This window comes from Bradyrhizobium sp. STM 3843, from assembly GCF_000239815.1.
Classification (GTDB): domain Bacteria; phylum Pseudomonadota; class Alphaproteobacteria; order Rhizobiales; family Xanthobacteraceae; genus Bradyrhizobium.
Genome location: NZ_CAFK01000005.1, coordinates 1 through 23,093 on the forward strand (window position 1 = coordinate 1; position 23,093 = coordinate 23,093).

Consider the following 23,093-nt stretch of genomic DNA (forward strand, 5'->3'; position numbering starts at 1 on the left):
CACCTTCACTGGCGCGACAGCGTCGCTATCGAAGGCTGCGACAAGCAGCGCAGAGCAGTGCCCGCTGGCTGATCAGCGCCTTACTGATAGCCCTTCGGGAACGGATCCGGCTCGACCAGATCGGCGGTCTCGTAGATCAGCTCGTACTGACCATCAGCCTTGGCCCGGCCGACGCGGGTCTTCGACCACAGATGGTGGTTCTCGTGGATGCGGACATAACCTTCCGGCGCGCCCTTGAACTCGACGCCGGGCGAGGCCGCCGCGATCTTGTCAATGTCGAAGCTGCCGGCCTTCTCGACGGTCAGCTTCCACAGCCACGGGCCGAGATAGGCGGCCTGGGTCACGTCGCCGATCACGGTCTTCTCGCCCCACATCTTCTTGAACGCGGCAACGAACGCCTTGTTGTTCGGATTGTCGAGCGACTGGAAGTACTTCATGCAGGCATAGGCGCCGGCGATGTTCTCGCCGCCGATGCCGTCGATCTCGTCCTCGGTGACGGAGATCGTAAGCAGCGTCTGCTTCGACATGTCGATGCCAGCGGCCTTGAGTTGCTTGTAGAAGGCGACGTTCGAGCCGCCGACAATGATCGCGTAGATCACGTCGGGTTTGGTCAGCTTGATCTTGTTGATGACCGAGTTAAACTGCGTGTGGCCAAGCGGGAAATATTCCTCGCCGACCACCTTGCAGCCCTGCAGGTGGTTCTCGATGTGCTTGCGCGCGATCTTGTTGGAGGTGCGCGGCCAGATGTAGTCGGAGCCGAGCAGATAGAAGCTCTTCGCGCCCTTGGTCTTGTTGACCCAGTCGAGCCCGGCGATGATCTGCTGAGTCGCCTCCTGGCCGGTGTAGATGACGTTCTTGGACTGCTCGAGGCCTTCGTAGAAGGTCGGATAGTAGAGCATGCCGTTATACTGTTCGAACACCGGCAGCACCGCCTTGCGCGAGGCCGAGGTCCAGCAGCCCATCACGGCCGCGCATTTGTCGTTCACCAGCAGCTTCTTGGCCTTCTCGGCGAAGGTCGGCCAGTCGCTGGCGCCGTCTTCCTGGATGAACTTGATCTTGCGGCCGAGCACGCCGCCCTGGGCGTTGATCTGCTCGATGGCGAGCTTCTCGGCCTCGACCGAGCCGGTCTCGGAGATCGCCATGGTACCCGTCACCGAGTGCAGGATGCCGACAGTCACTTCGCTATCGGTGACTGCGAGCCCGGTCGTATTCACCGCGGAAGTTGCAGGAACGTCGGCCAATGACGGCCGCGGCAGCATGGTGAGGGCCGGGATCGCTGCCATTCCCATCAGCAACTGGCGCCGCAGCGGCGATTTCAGGCCTCTTTCGATATCGTCTGACATGACCACCCCATTTTTCGGATCGATGACGCTTGGGTCAGGCGAAGGATGGCGCGGTTTGTGCACTGCACGGATACGCAAGATTGCGTATACTGCACCGCAAAAGCGCGACGTAGGCTTCAGACGGCGGTTGCGGGGGCGGGACGAATTGTGAGAACCGCTTCGGGTCAGGAGTTGGGGAGTGGCAGGGCGGCAGCGGATAGACCGCGTCAGGCGACAGTACAACCAGTGGGTCGCCAACCAGACGCTGGAGGACTACGCGCTCCGCTTCACGGCCAAGAGCGCGCGGCGCTGGTCCGCAGCACGTGTCGCCAACACGGCGCTCGGTGCGATCTCCTTCCTGGCGCTGGAGGCGATCGGCGGCACGATCACGCTGAACTACGGCGTCACCAACGCGACCGCCGCGATCCTGGTCGTCAGTCTCATCATCTTCGGTTGCGGCCTGCCGATCGCCTATCATGCTGCGAAATGCGGCATCGACATCGACCTGCTGACGCGCGGCGCCGGCTTCGGCTATATCGGCTCGACCATCACCTCGCTGATCTACGCCAGCTTCACCTTCATCTTCTTCGCGATCGAGGCGGTGATCCTGGCCTCGGCGCTCGAAATGTGCTTCGGCATTCCGCGCCCGATCGGTTATCTGATCAGCGCCATTGTGATCATTCCACTGGTGACTCACGGCATCACGCTGATCAGCCGCTTCCAGCTCTGGACACAGCCACTCTGGATCGTGCTGCATGTCGTGCCATTCGCCGCGATTGCCTATGCCAATCCGCGCGCGTTCACCACCTGGACGAAGTTTGCCGGCCTGCACGGTGACCCCTCCGGTCACCTCGACCTGCTGCTGTTCGGCACCGCCGCCTCCGTCGTGTTCTCGCTGGTGGCGCAGATCGGCGAACAGGTCGACTTCCTGCGTTTCCTGCCGCGCGATCGGCGGACCTCGAAAAAGGCTTGGTGGATCGCGCTGCTCGGCGCCGGCCCCGGTTGGATCGTGCTCGGCGCGCTGAAGCTGCTTGCCGGCTCCTTTCTGGCCTATTTCGCGTTGGTCCATGGCGTGCCGACCGAGCACGCGGCCGAGCCTGCCAGCATGTACCTGGAGGCATTCCGCTATGTGCTGTCGCGGCCCGAGCTCGCGCTGGCCTTGACCGGCACCTTCGTGATCCTGTCGCAGCTCAAGATCAACGTCACCAACGCCTATGCCGGCTCGATCGCCTGGTCGAACTTCTTCTCGCGCCTGACCCACAGTCATCCCGGCCGCGTGGTGTGGCTGGTGTTCAATGTCGTCGTCGCACTGCTCCTGATGGAGATCGGCGTCTACAAGGCGCTGGAGCAGACGCTCGCGCTCTACTCCAACGTCGCGATCGCCTGGATGGGCGCGCTGGTCGCCGATCTCGTCGTCAACCGACCACTCGGCCTGCGTCCGCAACACATGGAGTTCAAGCGCGCGCATCTCTACGACGTCAACCCGGTCGGCGTCGGCGCCATGACCATCGCGACCATCGTGTCGATCAGCGCCTTCTACGGCCTGTTCGGGCCGACGGCGAAGGCACTCTCCGCCTTCGTGGCGCTGGCGACGGCTTTCATTGTGGCACCCGCGATCGCCTATGCGACCGATGGCAAATACTACATCGCCCGCAAGCCGAAGCGGAGCTGGCAGAACATCGAGCAGATCCAGTGCTGCATCTGTGAGCATCACTTCGAGCCGGAGGACACCACCTCCTGCCCGGCCTATGCCGGCCCGATCTGCTCGCTTTGCTGCTCACTCGATGCGCGCTGCCACGACCTTTGCAAGCCGCATGCGCGGGTGCAGGCCCAGGTCGCGGCCGCGCTCGGCGGCATGCTGCCGCAACAAATCCTGGCCAGGATCAATTCGCAGCTCGGCCATTATCTCGGCGTGTTCGTGACCTCGGCCGGCCTGGTCGCACTCACGCTCGGCATGATCTATCTGGAGACCACCACAGCGCAACCTGCGGACAGGCTCGTCGTCTCCGACGTCTTGTGGAAGGTGTTTTTCGCGCTCTCCATCATCATCGGCGTGGTCGCCTGGCTGTTCGTGCTGGCGCAGCAGAGCCGCCGGGCCGCCGAGGCCGAGACGCGGCGGCAGACCCAGCTCCTGATCGCGGAGATCGAGGCGCATAAGCGCACCGATGCTGAATTGCAGCGCGCCAAGGAGGTGGCGGAATCCGCCAATCTGGCCAAGAGCCGCTATGTCGTCGGGCTGAGCCATGAGCTGCGTTCGCCACTCAATGCGATTTCGGGCTATGCCCAGCTGCTCGAACAGGATTCCAGTCTGTCATCCAAGCCGCGCGACCAGGTGCGCGTAGTCCGGCGCAGCGCCGATCATCTCTCCGGGCTGATCGACGGCATCCTCGACATCTCCAAGATCGAGGCTGGGCGGCTTTACCTGTCGCGTGACGAGGTGCGCCTGAGCGAATTCCTTGACCAGCTGGTCGGCATGTTCCGGCTGCAGGCCTCCGCCAAAGGCGTCGATTTCGTGTTCAAGCGGCCGACCGTGTTGCCGCTCGTGGTCTATGCCGACGAGAAGCGGCTGCGCCAGATCCTGATCAACCTGCTCTCCAACGCGATCAAGTTCACGCAAACCGGCAGCGTGCAATTCGTGGTGCATTATCGCAGCCCCGTCGCCGAATTCGAGGTGATCGACACCGGCCCCGGCATCCGGCCCGACGACCTCGAGCGGATCTTCGCGCCGTTCGAGCGCGGCGCGCTCGGCGCCTCACAGCCGCACACCGGCACCGGCCTCGGACTCACCATCAGCCGATTGCTGGCCGGCGTGATGGGCGGCGACATCAAGGTGACCAGCCAGGTCGGCACCGGCAGCACCTTCCGGGTCAAGATCCTGCTCTCGGAAGTCATCAACCCGACGCGGCACGCACCGGTGAAGGCGCCCGTCGCCGGCTATCAAGGGCCGCGCAAGACCATCCTGATCACCGATGATGATCCGGTCCATCGCGATCTGCTCCGCGAGGTGCTGACGCCGCTCGGTTTCATCTTGTTGAGTGCACCGGACGGCCCGTCATGCCTTGCGCTCGCGCAGCACTGCCAGCCCGATCTCTTCATCCTCGATATCTCGATGCCCGGCATGGATGGATGGACCGTCGCCGAGACCCTGCGCAAGGGCGGCCATCACCAGGCCCGTATCCTGATGACCTCGGCGAGCGCGCTGGAAGCGCATGGCCGGCCGCTGGCCCAGCCGTTCCATGACAGCTATCTAATGAAGCCGATCGACATCCCGCGGCTGTTGGAAACGATCCGGCAGCTGCTCAAGCTGGAATGGACCTACGAAGCCGACTCGATTGCCGTTCCACATTGGCGTCCGGAGACCGGCTCACGGCCGCCGCTCAAATACCTCGAAGAGCTGATCAATCTCGGTCGGATCGGCTATATCCGCGCCATCCAGCTCAAGCTCGATGAAATCGGCACCGAACACCCTGAGCACGCCGACTTCGTGATGCAAATGCGCGCGCTGATCGATCGTTTTGATCTCGATCAGTACATGGCAACCCTGAAGACCCTGCACGCATATGAACACTGACAGAAAACGCGACGTCGCGCTGGTGGTCGACGACTCGCCGGAGACGCTGCGGCTCTTGACCGACGCGCTCGACGGCATCGGCATGACCGTGATGGTCGCGCTCGACGGCGCCGCGGCGATGCGCATCGTCGACCAGATCACGCCCGACATCATCCTGCTCGACGCCGTCATGCCCGGCATGGATGGCTTCGAGGCCTGCCGAAGGCTCAAGCGCGACGCCGGCTTGAGCGACGTGCCGGTCATCTTCATGACGGGATTAGCCGACACCGAGCACATCGTGCAGGGCCTTGAGGCCGGCGGCGTCGACTATGTCACCAAGCCGATCGTGGTCGAGGAGATGCTGGCGCGCATCCGCGTGCATCTGGCGAACGCGCGCATGACGCAGAGCGCACGCGCCGCGCTCGACGTATCCGGGCGTTTCCTGCTGGCGGTCGACCGTGACGGACAGCTGATGTGGGCTACACCCCAGGCGCAGAAGCTCCTGACGGATAGCTTTGGCGCGACCGACGCACTGGTGCTGCCGGAGGCGCTGCGGCACTGGCTCGATCAGGCGCAAATGGGTAAGGGCGGAGGAAAGCCGGCGGCCTCGATTCCGGAACGGCCCGAGCTCAAGCTCCACTATATGGGCAACGCCGGAGCGAATGAGTTTCTGCTCCGCCTCTCCAAGGAATCCACCAGCACGTTCCCTGCGGAGTTCTCCAGCGCGTTCGGGCTGACTACGCGCGAAGGCGAGGTGCTGTCCTGGCTCTCCAAGGGCAAGACCAATCGCGACATCGCGCAGATCTTGGGCTTAAGCCCGCGCACGGTCGACAAGCATCTGGAGCAGATCTACGCCAAGCTCGGCGTCGAGAATCGTACCGCGGCCGCGGCGATCGCGACCGGCGCGACCCGGCGGGAGACGTGACTTTGCGATTGCCCTGATTGGGGTGCGACAAACAGTGGTGTCGTCGTTCAATGTCGCCGCCGCACGGCTTAACCGTTTGTTAGATATGACGACATCAACATTCGATAGGCCGATGCACCGGTAAGACATCGTCCAGCAGGTTCGGACGAAGCTTCGGTAGGAAAACGCACCGACCGCCCATTCATTGCATCCTCCGGGCCCTAAAACGCAGCCCCAACGTAGTCCCATGACAGCGGCTTCAACTGCAGCGTCCCGTCAGCAGCGCGATGTCCGATTGTTCCTGATTCTTCTGATTGCGCTCTGCGGTTACAACGGCCTGTATCTCGTCCGTTGGTGGCTGGCATCGCCGCAGCCGGCCTTCGGCGACTTTTTCGGCTTCTGGTCGTTCGGTAAGTTTGCGGCAAGCTCCGGCGCTGCCATCTACGATCCTTTTGCGCTGGCGGACTATCAGCACAGTCTCGACCCGGCGCTGGAAGGCGGCTTCCCTTATCCATACCCGCCGACCTTTCTGCTGGTCCTCATTCCCCTGGGAATGATGACGCTGCCGTTCGCCTATCTCTGCTGGGTTCACGGCACCTTTGCGCTTTATATCCTGGCAACGTTGGGACGGAGCTGGCGGTCGATCTTCGGCCTCGCCCTGCTCGCGGCGCCGACGACGCTGATCGTCGCCATTTCGGGACAGAACGGCTTCCTGTCGGCGGCGCTGCTGATCGGAGGATTGCGCCAGCTGACGAGCAGCCCGATCCTTGGTGGCGCCCTGCTGGGCTTGTTGACCTACAAGCCGCAATTCGTGCTGCTGCTGCCGGTCGTTCTGATCGCGTCGCGGAATCTTGCGGCCATCCTGTCTGCCGTTGCGACGGCACTGCTCATTCTCGTCTTAACGAGCGCGACGTTGGACTGGTCGATCTGGCTGCAGTGGATTGTGCGCTTTCCGAGCTATCAGTCACTGCTGCGTGACAATCAGGCCAGCCTTGACCATCTGATGCCGACCATGGTTGCAGGGATGCATGCAATCGGGGCGCCGGTCATTATCGGCTATGCGGTCCAGCTGCTGTTTTCCTGCGTCGTCATTGCGCTGACGTGGCGCGCCTGCCGGCAGGGCATGACCGACAGGGCCATCGCGATGGCCGCCATCGGCAGCGTCATCGCGACACCCTACGCGATGATCTACGACATGCCGATGGTTACCGCAGCGATCGCGATCCTCTGGAAGGCGCGTGCCGACGCCGGTGAGCCGATCCCGGCTCTGGAGGTCGCTCTTGTGATCGCCTTGTTCGCCTGCGCTCTCGTCATGATCGGACACTCCGTGCCCTTCGCCGCCGCGACCATGGCGTTCCTTCTGTTCCTGCGCATCGCCCGCTCGCCTGGCGATGCACTCAGCGCCGATCACCGCCCGTTGCCTGCACTGAACGTTGCGCCGCCTGCTGCAAGGTGATTGCTCTCGGTGCAATCTTTCGCATGACGTCGGGCGGCGATCCACGCTACGGCTTGGCAGTCGCCCCCTAATCGAGATGATCATGCCACTGCCCTCCTCCCTGCTCACCTTCGCTTTTGTCTCGCTCGGCATGGTGCTGACACCAGGGCCGAACATGATCTACCTGGTCTCGCGCTCGATCACGCAGGGACGCGCAGCCGGGCTGGTCTCGCTCGGCGGCGTGGCGCTCGGCTTCGTAGTCTACATGCTGTCGGCGGCGTTCGGCATCACCGCGCTGCTATCAGCAGTGCCCTTCGCCTATGACGCGCTGAGGTTGGCGGGTGCGGCCTATCTGTTCTATCTGGCCTGGCAGGCGGTGAAGCCCGGCGGACGCTCGCCGTTCCAGGTGCGCAAGCTTGCCGTCGACGGCCCGCGCAAGCTGTTCGTTATGGGCTTCGTCACCAACCTGCTGAACCCGAAGATCGCGATGCTGTATCTGGCGCTATTGCCGCAGTTCATCGATCCCGCAGCCGGCAGCGTGCTGACGCAATCGCTCGTGCTGGGTGCAATCCAGATCGCGATCAGCATCAGCATCAACGCTGCCATCGCGATGGCGGCAGGCACGATCGCGCTGTTCCTCGCAACGCGACCGAGCTGGGCGCTGGTGCAGCGCTATCTAATGGGCACAGTGCTCGCCGGGCTTGCGATGCGAATGGCGTTCGAGGCGAGAAGGGGATAGTTGCCCAACATCTCACGGCGCATTCGGTGTGTGCCCTCTTCCCTTGTGGGAGACGGTGCCGAGCGAAGCGAGGCGGGTGAGCGGTCTCTCCGCACGCACGAATCGCCGAGAGAGAAACCCCTCACCCAGCTCCATCTCGCTTCGCTCGATTCCGCCACCCTCTTCCCCTGGGGGAGAGGGTGCACCGACCTTGCGGCGTGCACCCGACTGAATTTGCGCGAGATCTGCACACGACCTTGACCTGAGTGAAAGAGTTTACAGTGCTCGCCGCACTCAATCCAGCTTCGCCTCCATGCCGCGCTTGACCGCTGGCCGTGCCATCAACGCCTCGTACCAGCGCTGCACGTTGGGAAAATCGGCGAGCTCTACCTTATGGCGTGGGTGCCGCCAGGCCCAACCGAGGATGGCGAAATCGGCCACGGAGAGCTCGCCCGCGACGAATTCGTGAGCGGCGAGCCGGCGATCCAGCACCCCATACAGCCTGCGCGTCTCGGCCATGTAGCGCTTCAGCCCGTAAGCGCGGTCCTGCTCGTTTTCGAGCGCGATGAAATGGTGCACCTGGCCCGGCATCGGGCCGAAGCCGCCCATCTGCCACATCAGCCATTCGTAGACCGGGATCCGCTCGACCAGCGGTTTCGGCAGGAATTTGCCGGTCTTCTCGCCGAGATAAAGCAGGATGGCGCCGGATTCGAAGATCGACACCGGCTTGCCCTCGGGACCATCCGGGTCGACGATCGCCGGAATCTTGTTGTTCGGACTGATCGCCAGGAACGCCGGCGCCATCTGCGCGCCCTTGGTAATATCGACCGGGATCACCTTGTAAGCCAGCCCCATTTCCTCCAGCGCGACCGAGATCTTGCGTCCGTTCGGCGTGTTCCAGGTGTGCAGCTCGATCGTCATCCGCGCCTCTTCAGCTCTCGTTCATCGAGAGCGGCATAGCATCCGCAGGATCGCGCGGCAAAACGGCTCATTTGCGCTATTGCCCCGTGGCGGAACGCCTGCATGCGCCGCCCGCCGCTGTTGACGGCCCGTTTGTCCGCTGGCATGTGCCTCGCGCGGCCGATAAATTGCAAATGTTTGCACCCTAACAATCGGGATTAGAGACCGTGTCCAAATCCGCCTCCCGTGCCCGCCTCCTCGAGATCATTCGCAGGCGCTCGTTCGGCCGTGGCGAAGTCACGCTGGCCTCGGGCCGCAAGAGCGATTTCTATTTCAACCTGAAGCCGACCATGATGGACCCGGAGGGCGCCACTCTGCTCGCCGAGCTCACCTACGAAGCGCTGAAGGACGAGCATTACGACTACATCGGCGGGCTCGAGATGGGCGCGGTGCCGCTGGCCGGCGCGATCGCGCAGATCTCCTGGATCAAGGGCCATCCGATCGCGGCCTTCTTCGTGCGCAAGAAGCCGAAGGAGCATGGCGCCCGGCTTGCGATCGAAGGGCTCGCCAAGGACGAGACCTTGGCCGGCAAGCGCATCGTCGTGGTCGAGGACGTCACCACCACCGGCGGCTCGGCGATGAAGGCGGTAGAGACCCTGCGCGAGACCGGCGCCGACGTGGCGCTGGTGTTCACGATGGTTGATCGCGAGGAAGGCGCGGCCGAGGCTTTTGCGCAGGCCGGCCTGCCGTTCCAGGCGCTCTATAAAGCCAGCGAATTCTTGTGAGCCGGCCGCAAAGCATACCGCTCATTTACCATCCGCCATTAGGGTTACCGCAAAGCTGACAGGCTTGCCACAAGGATGGCTTGTTTGTGGCGGCATGATCTTGGGGCAAACGCATCCGCGTTTGGATGGTCCTTGTTGCGGATGGGAGTGAGCGTTGCGTAACGGGTTCTCGTCTTTGCAGGTCTCGCCGCGGCGCCTGATCCTGACGGTCGCGATGGCGCTGGCCGCAGCGGTCGCCGCGACGCCGAATCGGGCCGCGGCTGAGAACTTCTTCGATTTCCTGTTCGGCGGATTCACCAAGCCGCAGCGGCAGCAGGAGGGCTTCTTTGCCGATCCGTTCGGCACCAATCCGCAAGCCCCGCCGCAACCGCGCGCAGTCGTCTCCGGCGGCTCGGGACCGGCGTTCTGCGTGCGAAGCTGCGACGGCCGCTATTTTCCGCTGATGCGCGGGCTCGCCTCGCCGGCTCAGATGTGTCAGGCGTTCTGTCCGGCCAGCGCGACCAAGGTCTATTTCGGCTCCAGCATCGATTATGCGACCGCCGCAACCGGCGAGCGCTATGCCGACAGCGAGAATGCATTCGCCTATCGCAAGGCCCTGCGCGCGGACTGCACCTGCAACGGCCGTGATCCCGCGGGCTTGGCTCCGGTCGACCTTGCGCTCGACAATTCGTTGCGCCCCGGCGACGTGGTGGCCACCACCGATGGGCTGGTCGCCTATACCGGCCCGCGCGGCGGCGGCACCGCCCAGACCTCCGAGTTCACGCCGGTCGCGTCCTATCCGGGCCTGACCAACGAGGTGCGCGCCCGTTTGACCGAGATGAAGGTGGCGCCCGTGCGCGCCGACATGGTCGCGACCGACGCCAACCCGGCCGACGTCACCGCGAGCGTGCCCAGCGCGGCGCCGCCGATGAGCATCGCGCCAAAGCCGGCGGCAGGCCGTAACAAGCGTGCTGAGATGAATTGATTGCGAAGCGCTATTCCGCGGCAGGGCCGCGCAATACGCGAGAATGGCGCAATCACTTCGAGGTCCCGGGTCCGGTGCTTCGCGCCGTCCTGGAACGACTTGCAGACATCACCGCCCGACGATCACGCCGATCACGTTCGGTGCGTTGAGATATTTTTCCTCGATCGCCGCCCGCGCCGCGGCGCGGTTCTCCGGCGTCAACAGACCGCGCTTCTCGGCCAGGATCAACCAGCAGAAGCCCCACCAGTCCGTCAGCATGCCCTCGTCATCGACGAGGTCATAGCCCTGCTCGGCCGCAAAGATGCGCGCACGTGCCTCGTCCAGACCGTCGAGGAAAGTGTGATCGGTGTCCGAGAACAGGTCGTCGGACAGGTCATCGGTCGTATAGCCCCAGATCGACAGGCAGACCGCATTGAACTCGCGGTCGATCTGGTCGTCGTCGATCGGCCGCCGCCGCGCCGCCTGGTGCAGCCGCGACAGCGTGCGGGCGAAATCGGCAATGCGGGTGAGAGCCAAGGGATCGAAGGCGGTACCGGACATGGTGTCCTCGCTGCAAACGCTGATGCCTTTGTGGAGCGGCGCCGATGGCACCGAATCGGAGCCTATATCAGCGCCTGCTAAATTGTTCTTAATTTGTTCTTGTCGATTTGGGAAGCTTGAAATCCGTGTCTTCCCGACGAAAGCCCGGTCCAGGCTCGCCGATCCGCTCACAAATCGTTGAGATCCAGCCGCCGCTGCGCCACATAGGCGGTCCGCAACCCCGGCCTGAAGCCGCAGCTCTCGTAAAAGCGGTGCACCCGCGGGTCGGTTCGGCCACTCTGCAGCAGCACGTGATGACACTCCTGCCGCCAGGCTTCCTGCAGCGCGGCGAGGACGACGGCACGTCCGTGTCCCCGTCCGCGATGGTCGGGATGCGTGACGACATTTTCGAGAAAACCATGCTGGCGCCCCGCTCGCAGCAGATTGGGCGCGGTGATCAGCATGCAGGTTGCGACTACTGTTACGTCGACCTCCGAGACGAAAACCGTCAGGCCTTCCCGCGACAGCATTTGCTCCCAAGCTCGCGCCGCCCGCTCGCGCGGGGCCGCGACCGCGCTGACTTCGGAAGTCTCGAAAAGCGCAATTAGCCCATCCAAATCACCCGCCTGCGCCAATCTTGCTTCAGGCATTAAATCCGCCCCTCGCAATCATCTGATTCCAGCGCGCCCCGAGCAAATCGCTTGGTGCAGCGCAACTCTCCGCGCATTGAAGAGCCCATTCTGCATGCTCAATTGATCGGGAACCCGGCCTGAACTTTGCATAAATTATCATCATTCCTGGGGGCCCGGCGCCCTCCGGGTTTCGAAGGCCGCCCATCCGGCGTATGCTTTTCATAGGACTGACACGCAGCATCACGAGCATCACAGGTTCCAAGGTGACAGATCAACCGCCCCAGCGCAGCTTCGTAAGCACCGGCCAGCCCGTCGACGAATTGGCGGTGGCGGAAATCAAGAGCGACATCCTGGCCAAGCTGCGGCTCGCGATCGGCAAGGAAGCAAGCCAGGCGACCCCACACGATTGGTACGCTGCCGCGGCGCTGACCTTGCGCGACCGCATCGTCCATCGCTGGCTGACCGCAGATAAGGAGAGCTACGACGCCGGCCGCAAGCGGGTCTATTATCTCAGCCTCGAATTCCTGATCGGCCGGCTCTTCACCGACGCGCTCAACAACATGGGCCTGATGAAAGTGTTCGAGACCGCGCTCGGCGATCTCGGTGTCGGCCTGTCCGATCTTCGCAAGTGCGAGCCCGACGCGGCGCTCGGCAATGGCGGCCTGGGGCGGCTCGCTGCATGCTTCATGGAAAGCATGTCGACCCTGCAGATCCCGGCGATCGGCTACGGCATCCGCTACGATTTCGGGCTATTCCGGCAGGTGATCGTCGACGGCTGGCAGCAGGAATATCCGGACGTCTGGCTGTCGTTCGGCAACCCCTGGGAATTCCAGCGGCCGGAGATCGTCTACCATGTCCATTTCGGCGGTGGCGTCGAGCATGTCGACGACAAGGGCCGCGACCGCGCCATCTGGCATCCCGGCGAGACTGTCCAGGCGATGGCCTATGACACGCCGATCGTCGGCTGGCGCGGCCATCACGTGAATGCCTTGCGGCTGTGGTCGGCGCGCTCGCCGGATCCGCTCAAGCTCGACGTCTTCAACACCGGCGACTATCTCGGCGCCTCGGCCGAGGAGGCGCGCGCCGAATCGATCTGCAAGTTCCTGTATCCGAATGACGAGAGCCCCGCCGGGCGCGAGCTGCGGCTGCGGCAGGAATATTTCTTTGTTTCCGCATCACTCCAGGACCTGGTCAAACGGCATCTCGGCTCCGACGGACAGTTGCGGAGTCTGTCGCAGAAGGCCGCGGTGCAGCTCAACGACACCCATCCGTCGCTCGCGGTGGCCGAGCTGATGCGCATCCTGATCGACCTACACAATTTCCGCTGGGACGAGGCCTGGAAGATCACGGTCGCGACCCTGTCCTACACCAATCACACGCTGCTGCCGGAAGCGCTCGAAACCTGGCCGGTCGAGCTGTTCGAGCGGCTGCTACCGCGCCATCTCGAGATCATCTACCGCATCAACGCGCAGCATCTGGCGCTGGCGGATGAGCGTGCCCCCGGCGACATCGACTATCGCGCCTCCGTCTCGCTGATCGACGAGAAGAGCGGGCGTCGCGTGCGCATGGGTCAGCTCGCCTTCGTCGGCTCGCATCGCATCAACGGCGTCTCGGCGATGCATTCGGACCTGATGAAGGAGACCGTGTTCCACGATCTCAACCATCTCTATCCCGGCCGCATCACCAACAAGACCAACGGCATCACCTTCCGCCGCTGGCTGATGCTGGCCAATCCGAAGCTGACCGACCTGTTGCGCGAATCCTGCGGCGATGCCGTCGTCGATGATTTCACTTTGCTTTCGAGCCTGGAAAGCTATGTCAGCGACAGTGCCTTCCATCAGAAATTCCGCGCAGTGAAGCACCACAACAAGATCCAGCTGGCGCGACTGATCGGCGAGCGCATGAACATCCGGCTCGATCCGGCCGCCCTGTTCGACGTGCAGATCAAGCGCATCCACGAGTACAAGCGCCAGCTGCTCAACATTCTCGAGGCGATCGCGCTCTATCAGGCCATGAAAGACGAGCCGCAGCGCGACTGGGTGCCACGGGTGAAGATCTTCGCCGGCAAGGCGGCGGCGAGCTACCGCTACGCCAAGCTCGTGATCAAGCTGATCAACGACGTCGCCGACGTCGTCAACAGCGATCCCGCGATCGGAGGCCGGCTCAAGATCGTGTTCCTCGCCGACTACAATGTCAGCCTGGCGGAATCCATCATTCCCGCCGCTGACCTGTCCGAGCAGATCTCGACCGCCGGCATGGAGGCCTCGGGCACCGGCAACATGAAGCTGGCGTTGAACGGCGCCATCACCATCGGCACGCTCGACGGCGCCAATATCGAGATCCGTGACAATGTAGGGGCCGAGAACATCGCGATCTTCGGCATGGAGGCGATGGAAGTGCTGGCGCGGCGGCAGCAGGGGCTGGATGCCTCCGACATCATCAGCCGCTCGCCTCGGCTGGCGCGGGCCATCAACGCCGTCGGGTCCGGTGAATTCTCGCCGGACGATCACGCCCGCTTCGAGCCGATCGCGCATGCGCTGCGCCATCTCGACCACTACATGGTCTCAGCCGATTTCGATTCCTATTACGAGGCACAACGCGGCATCGACGCACGCTGGCAGGTGATGCCGGCCTGGACCCGCGCGTCCATCCTCAACGTGGCCCGGATGTCGTGGTTCTCCTCCGACCGCACGATCCGGGAATATGCTGCCGATATCTGGAACGTACCGGTGGGGGCCGCGGCGGCGCTCGAACCGCAGGCCCAACGCGGCGTGACGGGGTAGATCCGCTCGGCGCATCGGCGCATGCATGCCGGCGATGACCTCCGAGGTCATTGCGCTTGGCCTGACGACCATCATACGATGTGCGTCGCGAGAAAGGCATACGCGGCACAATGACGGATCACCTTTTCGAGCAGACCACCCGTGTCACCGCCGGCGACAGTTGCTGGCAGGGCCGGACCAGTCCGGATTACTGGGCCTTTGTCGGCCCGTTCGGCGGCACGACCGCGGCCACCGTGCTGCGCGCGCTGATCGAGCATCCGCAAGCCTCCGGCGATCCGCTGGCGCTGACGGTGAACTATTGCGCGCCGATCGCAGAAGGGCCGTTCGATTTGGATGTCCGGCTGGTCAAGGCCAACCGCTCCTCGCAGCATTGGTGTGTCGAGCTGAGCCAGGCGGGCGGTGATCCCGCCACGCTCGCGACGGCGGTGTTCGCCGAGCGCCGCCCATCCTGGTCGCACCAGCCGGCGCAGATGCCCGAGGCGCCGCCGTTCGATCAGGTGAAGCGCTATCCCGGTGGCGGTGCCTCCTGGGTTGCGCAATATGATTTCCGTTTCCTGGAAGGCCAGCCCGGTTTTGCCGGCAGCGGCAAGACCGAGCCGCAGAGCGCCTATTCGAAGCTCTGGATCTCCGACCGCAAGCCGCGGAAGCTTGATTTTCTGTCGCTGATGGCGATGTCGGATGCGTTCTTCGGCCGCGTCTTCCACGCCCGCGGTGAGCTCGTCCCGTTCGGCACGGTGTCGCTGACGACTTATTTCCACGTCAGTCGCGACGATCTCGCGGCCGAAGACATCACGCATGTGCTGGCGACTGCCGACGCCAAGGTGTTCAACAGAAGCTATCAGGACCAGCACGGCGAATTGTGGTCGCCGTCGGGCCGGCTGCTCGCGACGACAACGCAGATCGCGTATTTCAAGGCGTGAAAGTTGTTCCCAAGGCTTGAGCCACAGCGCCTCAACATATCGGGTGTCGTCCCGGCGAACGCCGGGACCCATACTCACCGTCTTGAGTTCGGCGAAGACTCGAGCGGCCTGCTTGCCTCAACCGCAGCATCCTGTGGTTATGAGTCCCGGCGTTCGCCGGGACGACAGCTGTGGGTGAGGCGCGATCTCGACCATTTCATGCGCCGGTCGAGACAGAGCAGCAAGCCGCTTCGCGATCGGCCGCGCCCGAAGGGCGTTGCGGTCCTACTCCGCCGCGAGCTTCAGATCCGGCGCGGCGGCGCGGACTTCGGCATCGACCTGGGCTTCGAACTTGGCGAAGTTCTTCTGGAACATGCCGACCAGCGCGCGGGCGGTCTTGTCGAACTCGGCCTTATCCTTCCAGGTGTTGACGGGATCGAGGATCTCGCTCGGAACGCCCGGCAGCGCAGTCGGCACCGCAAAGCCGAAATATTTGTCGGTGCGGAATTCGACATTGCGCAAGCTGCCGTCGAGCGCCGCGGTCAGCAGCGCGCGCGTCACCTTGATCGGCATCCGGCTGCCGACGCCGTATTTGCCTCCGGTCCAGCCGGTGTTGACCAGCCAGCAATCGACGTTGTGCTCGGCGATCAGCTCGCGCAGCATGTTGCCGTAGACGGAAGGGTCCAGCGGCAGGAACGGCGAGCCGAAGCAGGTCGAGAATTCCGGCTGCGGCTCGTTGCCGAGGCCGCGTTCGGTGCCGGCGACCTTGGCCGTGTAGCCCGACAGGAAGTGGTACATCGCCTGAGCCGGCGAGAGCTTGGCGATCGGCGGCAGCACGCCGAAGGCATCTGCCGCCAGCATCACCACGTTCTTCGGATGCGGCGCGCGTCCGGTGCGCGACGCATTGGGGATGGAGTCCAGCGGATAGGCCGAGCGCGTGTTCTCGGTCTTCGATCCGTCGTTGAAGTCGGGAACGCGGCTGTCCTCATCGAGCACCACGTTCTCCAGCACCGCACCGAAGCGGCTGGACGCGGCGAAGATCTGCGGCTCCGCCTCCTGCGACAGCTTGATGCACTTCGCATAGCAGCCGCCTTCGAAGTTGAACACGCCGGCCGGACCCCAACCGTGCTCGTCGTCGCCGATCAGGGTGCGATTCGGATCGGCCGAGAGCGTGGTTTTGCCGGTGCCGGACAGGCCGAAGAAGATCGCGGTGTCGCCCTTCGGCCCGACATTGGCCGAGCAGTGCATCGGCATCACGCCGCGCTCGGGCAAGTAGTAGTTCAGCGTGGTGAAGACGCTCTTCTTCATCTCGCCGGCATAGTAGGACCCACCGATCAGCACGATCTTACGGGCGAAATCGATCGCGACGACGTTCTCCGAGCGCACGCCGTGGCGTTTCGGATCGGCGCGGAAGCTCGGCATGTCGATGATCGTCAGCTCCGGCACGAAGGTGTCGAGCTCGATCTTCTCAGGGCGGATCAGCAGCGTGCGGATGAACAGCGAGTGCCAGGCAAGCTCGGTGAAAACGCGGGTCTTGATCCGGAAGCTCGGGTCCGCACCGCCATAGAGATCCTGCGCGAACAGGGTCTTGCCTGCGGCGTGCTTGAGGAAATCCTGATACAGCGCCTCGAACTGCTCGGACGTAATCGACTGGTTGCCCGCCCACCACATCTTCTTGTCGGTGGTGGCGTCACGAACCGTGAATTTGTCCTTCGGGCTACGACCGGTGAATTCACCGGTGTCCGCGCACAAGGCTCCATCGGCCGACAACACCGCTTCGCCGGCGGCGAGCGAATATTGATAGAGCTGTGGCGCGCCGAGATTCCAATGCACCTGCTTCAGATTCTTCAAGCCGAATTTATCGGCCCCGAAGGCGCCGTTGCGAATACCCGTCTCTTGCACGAAAGTCCCCTCCTCAGAGCCCGCGTCAGTTTTGCGCGAAGGATTGAAAGCGCGTGTTGCGCGGTGACCGTTACCGTTACGTATCGCCCGTCAAGCCCGGTCCTGGACCTAATACTGTTCAACGCCCGGCTTGCCAAGATGATCCGCATGAATTGGTTATTGCAGCGCGGATCGCCTTGATGCACCTCAACATGTGATATGTTGCAGGAGCCATAGCGACAAAGCGACGCGACGCGCAATTCCACGTGCTGCATCGCAATAATCATCATACTAATGGGCTACATCTTCGCCGATTGGATTTGCAACAGCTACCAAGCAAGCCGGAACGCGTACTTGCCGATTGTAAAGGTTGCCGATTGTAAAGGCAGCGCTGATACAGCGCGGCGAAACTGTTGAGCACCGGCACGATCTCGATGCTGTCGAGACCAAGGGTCTGCTTTAACGAGAATACGCCGTTGTAGAGTGGCTCCGCTTGCCCAGCGCGGCCGAGCCAACGTCAAGCTGACGAGACCGTTGAGCGCGAGAGGTCGCGTCTGTTGCAGTCAACTCCACCCCGGCCAACCGTGGCCTGCGCGAGCACCAAGGCCTATCCCGTATTTGCCGGCGCGGGTCAGCGCGATGACCTCCTCCGCTATGCGCGGCAAGATCGGTCTTCTGCGTGGATGGGATTGCCGACACGTCGATGCCGGCGGCTATCGCCGGCCGCGTGATTGCCAATCGTGCAAGCGCCCCCTCGGACTCACAACAGTTGCTTCGGTCGCGAGAGTGATCCACACCGTTCAAGCGTGAGGCTTGGCCCGCGCCTCATCGGCGAGCCGCACCAGCATCTTGCGTAACGCGTCGGGCGAAGTGACCCGTTCCGGAAAATCCAGCCGCAAGGTCTTGCCATCGGCCGCCAAGTCGAGGCCGTCTGGATCGCATCCGGTGCAGCGCCAGTCGGCCTGCTCGGCCGCGAGCAGCCGGGTAGCATAGAGCCCAAGCGCGTCTCGGTGATCGGCGTTCATGTGATCCATCGCGCCCTGCTCTGCCTCCAGCAGGCGGCCGGCATCGGAAACGTCGGTCAGGAACTGCTCCGCCTTCAGATCGACGATGCGCCCGAATCCAGCCACGAGGTGCAATCCCGACGGGCGGAGCAGAAAGAACGAGAAATCCGCAAAATCGGCATAATTTTCGGCCGAGGGGTGAGCATTCAGATACCGTCTGCGCAAAACCTTGCGCTGCTCCGTCCCTGCTTCCTCCGCCTTTCCCAACAGCATGATCCGAGCGCCTTCCAGCGGATCACCGGGCGCGCGTTCGTCGAGCATTAGCGAGACTCTTGGATCGGCCACCACGTTCTTGGTGTGCACGGCGAGCCTTGAAATCAAGAGGATCGGCGAGCCGTCGGCATCGCTCGCAATATTGACCAGCGAACAATAGGGATCGCCGGAGTCGACCATCAAAGTCGCCAACGCCCCCTGACGACTGCGCCGCAATAGCGATTTGGCAAGGTGCGACGGGTTAAAATTAGAAGTCGGTTGCATGGTTATATCTCGCCCATCCTGTTGCAATGAGGGTCTTTTTTCGGCTAAAGGGGCCTTGTTTGGGGTCGCGACGCATCACTTCGCCATGCGTTTTGCGGAACTCGGTCACACTTCAGCCCAGCTTGCATTGCTCGTTGACCAGGTTCGAAGCCCATTTATGCGGCGCCTAGCTGGATTGCTCGCCGTTTCAGCTAACCAGACTGTGAAAGCAGGCTCATGCCCACAATCGCCTTGGTCGATGACGACCGCAACATCCTGACCTCCGTTTCGATTGCACTCGAGGCCGAAGGTTATCGCATCATGACCTACACCGATGGCGCGTCAGCCCTCGATGGCTTCCGCACCAGCCAGCCCGACCTTGCGATCCTCGACATCAAGATGCCGCGCATGGACGGCATGGAGACGTTGCGTCGGCTGCGGCAGAAATCCGATCTGCCGGTGATCTTCCTGACTTCCAAGGACGAAGAGATCGACGAGTTGTTCGGCCTCAAGATGGGGGCCGACGATTTCATCCGCAAACCGTTCTCGCAGCGCCTCCTGGTCGAGCGCGTGAAAGCAGTGTTGCGGCGCTCGCAGCCGAAGGATCCGACGGCGCTGCCGAAGGAGAACGACGCCAAGGCGCTGGATCGCGGCCTGCTGCGGATGGATCCGGAGCGACACACCTGCACCTGGAAGAACGAGCCGGTGACCCTGACGGTGACGGAATTTCTGATCCTGCAGGCGCTGGCCCAGCGTCCGGGCGTCGTGAAGAGCCGCAACGCGCTGATGGACGCGGCCTATGACGACCAGGTCTATGTCGACGACCGTACCATCGACAGCCACATCAAGCGCCTGCGCAAGAAGTTCAAGATGGTCGACGAGGATTTCGAGATGATCGAAACCCTTTACGGCGTCGGCTACCGCTTCAAGGAAACCTGAGGCCGCGGGGAGTCGCAGCGCGCGAATAGCGCGCTGACGGCCTGGCCTCATTGAGGTAGACTGCGTTGGGGTGGACTTGCGTCTGAGGGCACTGCCGGGCGCAGGGACGCCGGAAACGGGGCATCAGCCATTGCTCGATCGAACGCATCCTGACTCGGGCCTGAATACGGATGGCCCATCGGCCGCTGTCGTGATCGACAGCGCCCCCGAGGAGACGCCTGCGATCTCGGGTTGGCAACGGCCGCTGAGCTGGCTGCGGCGCGCCGGCCAGTTCCTGTTCGCGCTGTCATTCTCGAGCCTCACCCGCCGCATCGTCTCGCTGAACATCGCAGGCCTGTTGGCGCTCGTGGCGAGCATTCTCTACCTCTCGCAATTCCGCGCCGGCCTGATCGATGCCCGCGCGCAGAGCCTGCTGGTGCAGGCCGAGATCATCGCCGGCGCCATCGCGGCGTCTGCCACCGTGCAGACCAACACCATCACCATCGATCCGGAACGGCTGCTCGACCTCAAGCCGGGCGAAAGCTACGGCGCGCCGGACGAATATTCCCCGCTCGACTTTCCGATCAATCCCGAGCGCGTGGCGCCGGTATTGCGCACCCTGATCTCGCCGACCAAGACGCGGGCACGCATCTACGATCCCAATGGCGGGCTTTTGCTCGACAGCCGCAACCTCGAAAACGTGTTGCGCTTCGAGCTGCCGCCGCCCTCGTCGGAAAAGCCGGGTCTGGTCGAGCGCGCGCTGATCTCGGTGCGCACCTGGCTCAATCGCGGCGACCTGCCGCTCTATCGCGAGCACGGACCCGAGAACGGCAACGCCTATGAGGAGGTTGCCGACGCATTGCGCGGCCAGAAGCGCAGCATGGTGCGCGTCAATGTCCGCGGCGAGGTGATCGTCTCGGTTGCCGTTCCCGTGCAGCGCTCGCGCACCATTCATGGCGCTTTGATGCTGTCGACCCAAGGCGACGACATCGACCAGATGGTGACCGCCGAGCGGCTCGCGATTCTGAAGGTGGGCGGCGTCGCGTCCGCGGTCATGATCGTGCTGTCGCTGCTGCTGGCCAGCACGATCGCAGGGCCCGTGCGGCGGCTGGCCGACAGTGCGGAGCGGGTCCGCCGCCGCATCAAGACCCGCATCGAGATCCCGGACTTCACCCGCCGCCGTGACGAGATCGGCCACCTCTCCGGCGCGCTGCGCGACATGACGGATGCGCTCTACAACCGGATCGAGGCGATCGAGATGTTCGCCGCCGACGTCGCGCACGAGCTGAAGAATCCGCTGACCTCGCTGCGTTCCGCGGTCGAGACCTTGCCGCTGGCGCGCAACGACAACAGCCGCGGCCGGCTGCTCGCGGTGATCGAGCACGACGTCAGGCGGCTCGACCGGCTGATCTCCGATATCTCCGATGCGAGCCGGCTCGATGCCGAGCTGCAGCGCCAGGACATGACCCTGGTCGACGTGCGGCGGCTGTTGACGACGCTGACCTCGGTCGCCAACGAGACAAAGCTCGGCCATGACATCGGGGTCGAAGTCCGGTTCGAGGGCCGCGGTGCCAACGACACCTTCTCCGTCCCCGGGCATGATTCGCGGCTCGGCCAGGTCATCTCGAACCTGCTGTCGAACGCGCAGTCCTTCTCCAGCGCCGGCGGCAAGGTTCGCATCACCTGCCGCCGTGTGCGCTCCGAGATCGAGATTGTGGTCGATGACGACGGTCCCGGCATCCGCGAGGACGCGCTACAGCGGATCTTCGAGCGCTTCTATACCGACCGCCCGCATCAGGGCTTTGGCCAGAACTCCGGCCTCGGCCTCTCGATCTCGAAGCAGATCATCGAGGCCCATAGCGGGCGCATCTGGGCCGAGAACCGGCCGGGTCCGGCAGACGACGAGGGCTTGCCCACGGTCTCCGGAGCCCGCTTCACCGTGCGGCTGCCCGCGCCATGACGGCGGCGGGGCCTAGCGTCCACGCCTCAGCCGTCAAGGTCGGAGACCAGGCTGTTCTGATTCGCGGTCCATCCGGATCCGGCAAATCGCGTCTCGCGTTCGATCTCATCCTGGCGGGTCGGGCAGGACAGATTCCTCCCGCGACCCTGGTCGGCGACGACCGTGTTCATCTCGCCACAGCCGGCAAAGAAATATGGGTCAGCCCGGCGCCGGGGTTGGCTGGCCTGATCGAGATTCGCGGTCTCGGGATCCGGAAATGCGACTTTGTGTCCGAGGCCAGGGTTGGACTCGTTGTCGATTTGATGGCGGACGACGCCGCGCGACTCCCGGCGCCGGAATCCCTTCAATGCGAGCTTTACGGTGTTTTGTTACCAAGAATACCGGTCGGAGCTGGATTTTTACCCCTCCCTCTGGTTGCAGCGAATCTCATTACTACTGAAACTTCATGTTCCAGTAATCTTTCGGCCAATTGTGTGAAGGGAATTGGTAACCATATCACCGGCACTATCGCGACCGACTAGACCGCGCAGTGCCTGCCATTCCGCAACTCAGATTCCGGGAGACTGGTACACATCCCCTCTTGCGTAGGGGCTCTGGATGGTCAAAGTGGCGCGTTCGTGCGGTGCACCCAAGGCGCCCGCGAGGAGTATCCAATGATTGGCCTGGTACTGGTGACCCATGGGCGCCTCGCCGACGAATTCAGAGCGGCGCTCGAACATGTCATGGGTCCTCAAAAACAAATAGAAGCCGTGACGATTGGTGCAGACGACGACTCTGATCTCTGTCGCAGCGACATCATCGAAGCCGTGAACCGTGTCGACACCGGCGACGGCGTCGCCATCCTGACCGACATGTTCGGCGGCACGCCATCGAATCTCGCCATTTCCTGCATGAGCCGGCCCAAGGTCGAAGTGCTCGCAGGCATCAACCTTCCCATGCTGGTCAAGCTTGCCAAGGTCCGCGAGGAGCGCTCGCTCCCCGACGCGATCGCGATGGCCCAGGAAGCCGGCCGCAAATACGTCACGATCGCCAGCCGCGTGCTCGCCGGCAAATGAGTGACGAGGACGCCCCCCAGGACCATGTAGCTGGGCCGGGGGTGCCCGCAGATGCATTGTCCCGGGAGCTCCTGATCACCAACAAACGCGGCCTGCACGCCCGCGCCTCAGCAAAATTCGTCCAGACCGTCGAGCGCTTTCAGGCTGAAATCTGGGTCACCCGCGGCGGTGAGACAGTCGGCGGACGCTCGATCATGGGCCTGATGATGCTGGCCGCAGCGCCCGGGACCACGATCCTGGTCTCGGCTGCGGGGCCTGAAGCCGAGGCGGCTCTTGCGGCGATTACCGAGCTCGTCAACGACAAGTTCCACGAAGAAGGCGTGTGAGCGGCTGACGTCGTCATTCCGG

Annotated in this window: 19 protein-coding genes; 13 read left to right on the forward strand and 6 right to left on the reverse strand. The window is 63.4% G+C overall.

Going from position 1 to position 23,093, the window contains the following annotated elements; translation table 11 throughout:
• Positions 1–80: 80 nt before the first annotated feature.
• Positions 81–1,343, reverse strand: a complete 1,263-nt coding sequence (urtA, locus tag BRAS3843_RS00595; protein ID WP_008966729.1) for an urea ABC transporter substrate-binding protein — start codon at positions 1,341–1,343, stop codon at positions 81–83.
• A 178-nt stretch (positions 1,344–1,521) separates the two neighbouring features.
• Between urtA and BRAS3843_RS00600 the strand changes: the two genes are divergently transcribed.
• The 4 genes from BRAS3843_RS00600 to BRAS3843_RS00615 all read left to right on the forward strand — a co-directional run bounded on the left by BRAS3843_RS00600 (position 1,522) and on the right by BRAS3843_RS00615 (position 7,950).
• Positions 1,522–4,893: an ATP-binding protein gene (locus BRAS3843_RS00600; protein ID WP_008966730.1), complete on the forward strand. Its 3,372-nt coding sequence runs from the start codon at positions 1,522–1,524 to the stop codon at positions 4,891–4,893.
• Positions 4,883–5,797, forward strand: coding sequence for a response regulator (locus BRAS3843_RS00605; RefSeq protein ID WP_008966731.1), 915 nt, complete (start codon positions 4,883–4,885; stop codon positions 5,795–5,797). The genes BRAS3843_RS00600 and BRAS3843_RS00605 overlap by 11 nt, the downstream gene beginning before the upstream one ends.
• Positions 5,798–6,071: 274 nt before the next feature.
• Positions 6,072–7,232 (forward strand): glycosyltransferase family 87 protein, encoded by a 1,161-nt coding sequence (locus BRAS3843_RS00610; RefSeq protein ID WP_347379563.1) that lies wholly within the window; start codon positions 6,072–6,074, stop codon positions 7,230–7,232.
• A gap of 82 nt (positions 7,233–7,314) precedes the next feature.
• Complete coding sequence (locus BRAS3843_RS00615) at positions 7,315–7,950, forward strand: LysE family translocator (protein WP_008966733.1); 636 nt, start codon at positions 7,315–7,317, stop codon at positions 7,948–7,950.
• 273 nt (positions 7,951–8,223) lie between these two features.
• On the opposite strand, the gene BRAS3843_RS00620 is transcribed toward BRAS3843_RS00615, so the two are convergent.
• Positions 8,224–8,850, reverse strand: coding sequence for a glutathione S-transferase family protein (locus tag BRAS3843_RS00620; RefSeq protein WP_008966734.1), 627 nt, complete (start codon positions 8,848–8,850; stop codon positions 8,224–8,226).
• Between the two features lie 206 nt (positions 8,851–9,056).
• On the opposite strand from BRAS3843_RS00620, the gene pyrE reads away from it, so the two are divergent.
• Both pyrE and BRAS3843_RS00630 read left to right on the forward strand, forming a co-directional pair.
• A complete protein-coding gene (pyrE, locus tag BRAS3843_RS00625; RefSeq protein WP_008966736.1) occupies positions 9,057–9,614 on the forward strand; it encodes an orotate phosphoribosyltransferase in 558 nt (185 codons plus the stop codon).
• A gap of 214 nt (positions 9,615–9,828) precedes the next feature.
• Positions 9,829–10,578, forward strand: a complete 750-nt coding sequence (locus BRAS3843_RS00630; RefSeq protein WP_050886318.1) for a DUF2865 domain-containing protein — start codon at positions 9,829–9,831, stop codon at positions 10,576–10,578.
• A gap of 108 nt (positions 10,579–10,686) precedes the next feature.
• Here the strand turns inward: BRAS3843_RS00630 and BRAS3843_RS00635 are convergent, their stop codons facing one another.
• Together BRAS3843_RS00635 and BRAS3843_RS00640 are read right to left on the reverse strand one after the other, a co-directional pair.
• A complete protein-coding gene (locus BRAS3843_RS00635; protein WP_008966738.1) occupies positions 10,687–11,118 on the reverse strand; it encodes a hypothetical protein in 432 nt (143 codons plus the stop codon).
• Between the two features lie 167 nt (positions 11,119–11,285).
• Positions 11,286–11,732: a GNAT family N-acetyltransferase gene (locus BRAS3843_RS00640; RefSeq protein ID WP_244425081.1), complete on the reverse strand. Its 447-nt coding sequence runs from the start codon at positions 11,730–11,732 to the stop codon at positions 11,286–11,288.
• Positions 11,733–11,992: 260 nt separating this feature from the next.
• Between BRAS3843_RS00640 and BRAS3843_RS00645 the strand changes: the two genes are divergently transcribed.
• Together BRAS3843_RS00645 and BRAS3843_RS00650 are read left to right on the forward strand one after the other, a co-directional pair.
• Positions 11,993–14,512, forward strand: a complete 2,520-nt coding sequence (locus tag BRAS3843_RS00645) for a glycogen/starch/alpha-glucan phosphorylase (RefSeq protein WP_008966740.1) — start codon at positions 11,993–11,995, stop codon at positions 14,510–14,512.
• Between the two features lie 110 nt (positions 14,513–14,622).
• A complete protein-coding gene (locus BRAS3843_RS00650; RefSeq protein ID WP_008966741.1) occupies positions 14,623–15,432 on the forward strand; it encodes a thioesterase family protein in 810 nt (269 codons plus the stop codon).
• Positions 15,433–15,696: 264 nt separating this feature from the next.
• Here the strand turns inward: BRAS3843_RS00650 and BRAS3843_RS00655 are convergent, their stop codons facing one another.
• On the reverse strand, positions 15,697–17,313 hold the full coding sequence (locus BRAS3843_RS00655; RefSeq protein WP_008966742.1) for a phosphoenolpyruvate carboxykinase: 1,617 nt from the start codon (positions 17,311–17,313) through the stop codon (positions 15,697–15,699).
• Positions 17,314–18,092: 779 nt separating this feature from the next.
• Positions 18,093–18,833, reverse strand: a complete 741-nt coding sequence (locus tag BRAS3843_RS00660) for a DUF2470 domain-containing protein (RefSeq protein WP_035980469.1) — start codon at positions 18,831–18,833, stop codon at positions 18,093–18,095.
• 216 nt (positions 18,834–19,049) lie between these two features.
• On the opposite strand from BRAS3843_RS00660, the gene BRAS3843_RS00665 reads away from it, so the two are divergent.
• From BRAS3843_RS00665 to BRAS3843_RS00685, 5 genes are all read left to right on the forward strand, one after another.
• Positions 19,050–19,751 (forward strand): response regulator transcription factor, encoded by a 702-nt coding sequence (locus BRAS3843_RS00665; RefSeq protein ID WP_008966744.1) that lies wholly within the window; start codon positions 19,050–19,052, stop codon positions 19,749–19,751.
• A 190-nt stretch (positions 19,752–19,941) separates the two neighbouring features.
• The gene (locus BRAS3843_RS00670; RefSeq protein WP_085966885.1) at positions 19,942–21,690 is read left to right on the forward strand and encodes a sensor histidine kinase; all 1,749 of its coding nucleotides are present in this window, start codon (positions 19,942–19,944) and stop codon (positions 21,688–21,690) included.
• Entirely contained in the window at positions 21,687–22,211 is a 525-nt protein-coding gene (locus tag BRAS3843_RS39240) for an HPr kinase/phosphatase C-terminal domain-containing protein (RefSeq protein WP_008966746.1), read from the forward strand. The genes BRAS3843_RS00670 and BRAS3843_RS39240 overlap by 4 nt, the downstream gene beginning before the upstream one ends.
• Positions 22,212–22,343: 132 nt before the next feature.
• Positions 22,344–22,745, forward strand: coding sequence for a PTS sugar transporter subunit IIA (locus BRAS3843_RS00680; protein WP_006611446.1), 402 nt, complete (start codon positions 22,344–22,346; stop codon positions 22,743–22,745).
• Positions 22,742–23,071 carry an HPr family phosphocarrier protein gene (locus BRAS3843_RS00685; protein ID WP_008966748.1) on the forward strand — a complete coding sequence of 110 codons (330 nt, stop codon included), beginning with the start codon at positions 22,742–22,744 and terminating at the stop codon, positions 23,069–23,071. The genes BRAS3843_RS00680 and BRAS3843_RS00685 overlap by 4 nt, the downstream gene beginning before the upstream one ends.
• The last annotated feature ends 22 nt before the right edge of the window (positions 23,072–23,093 follow it).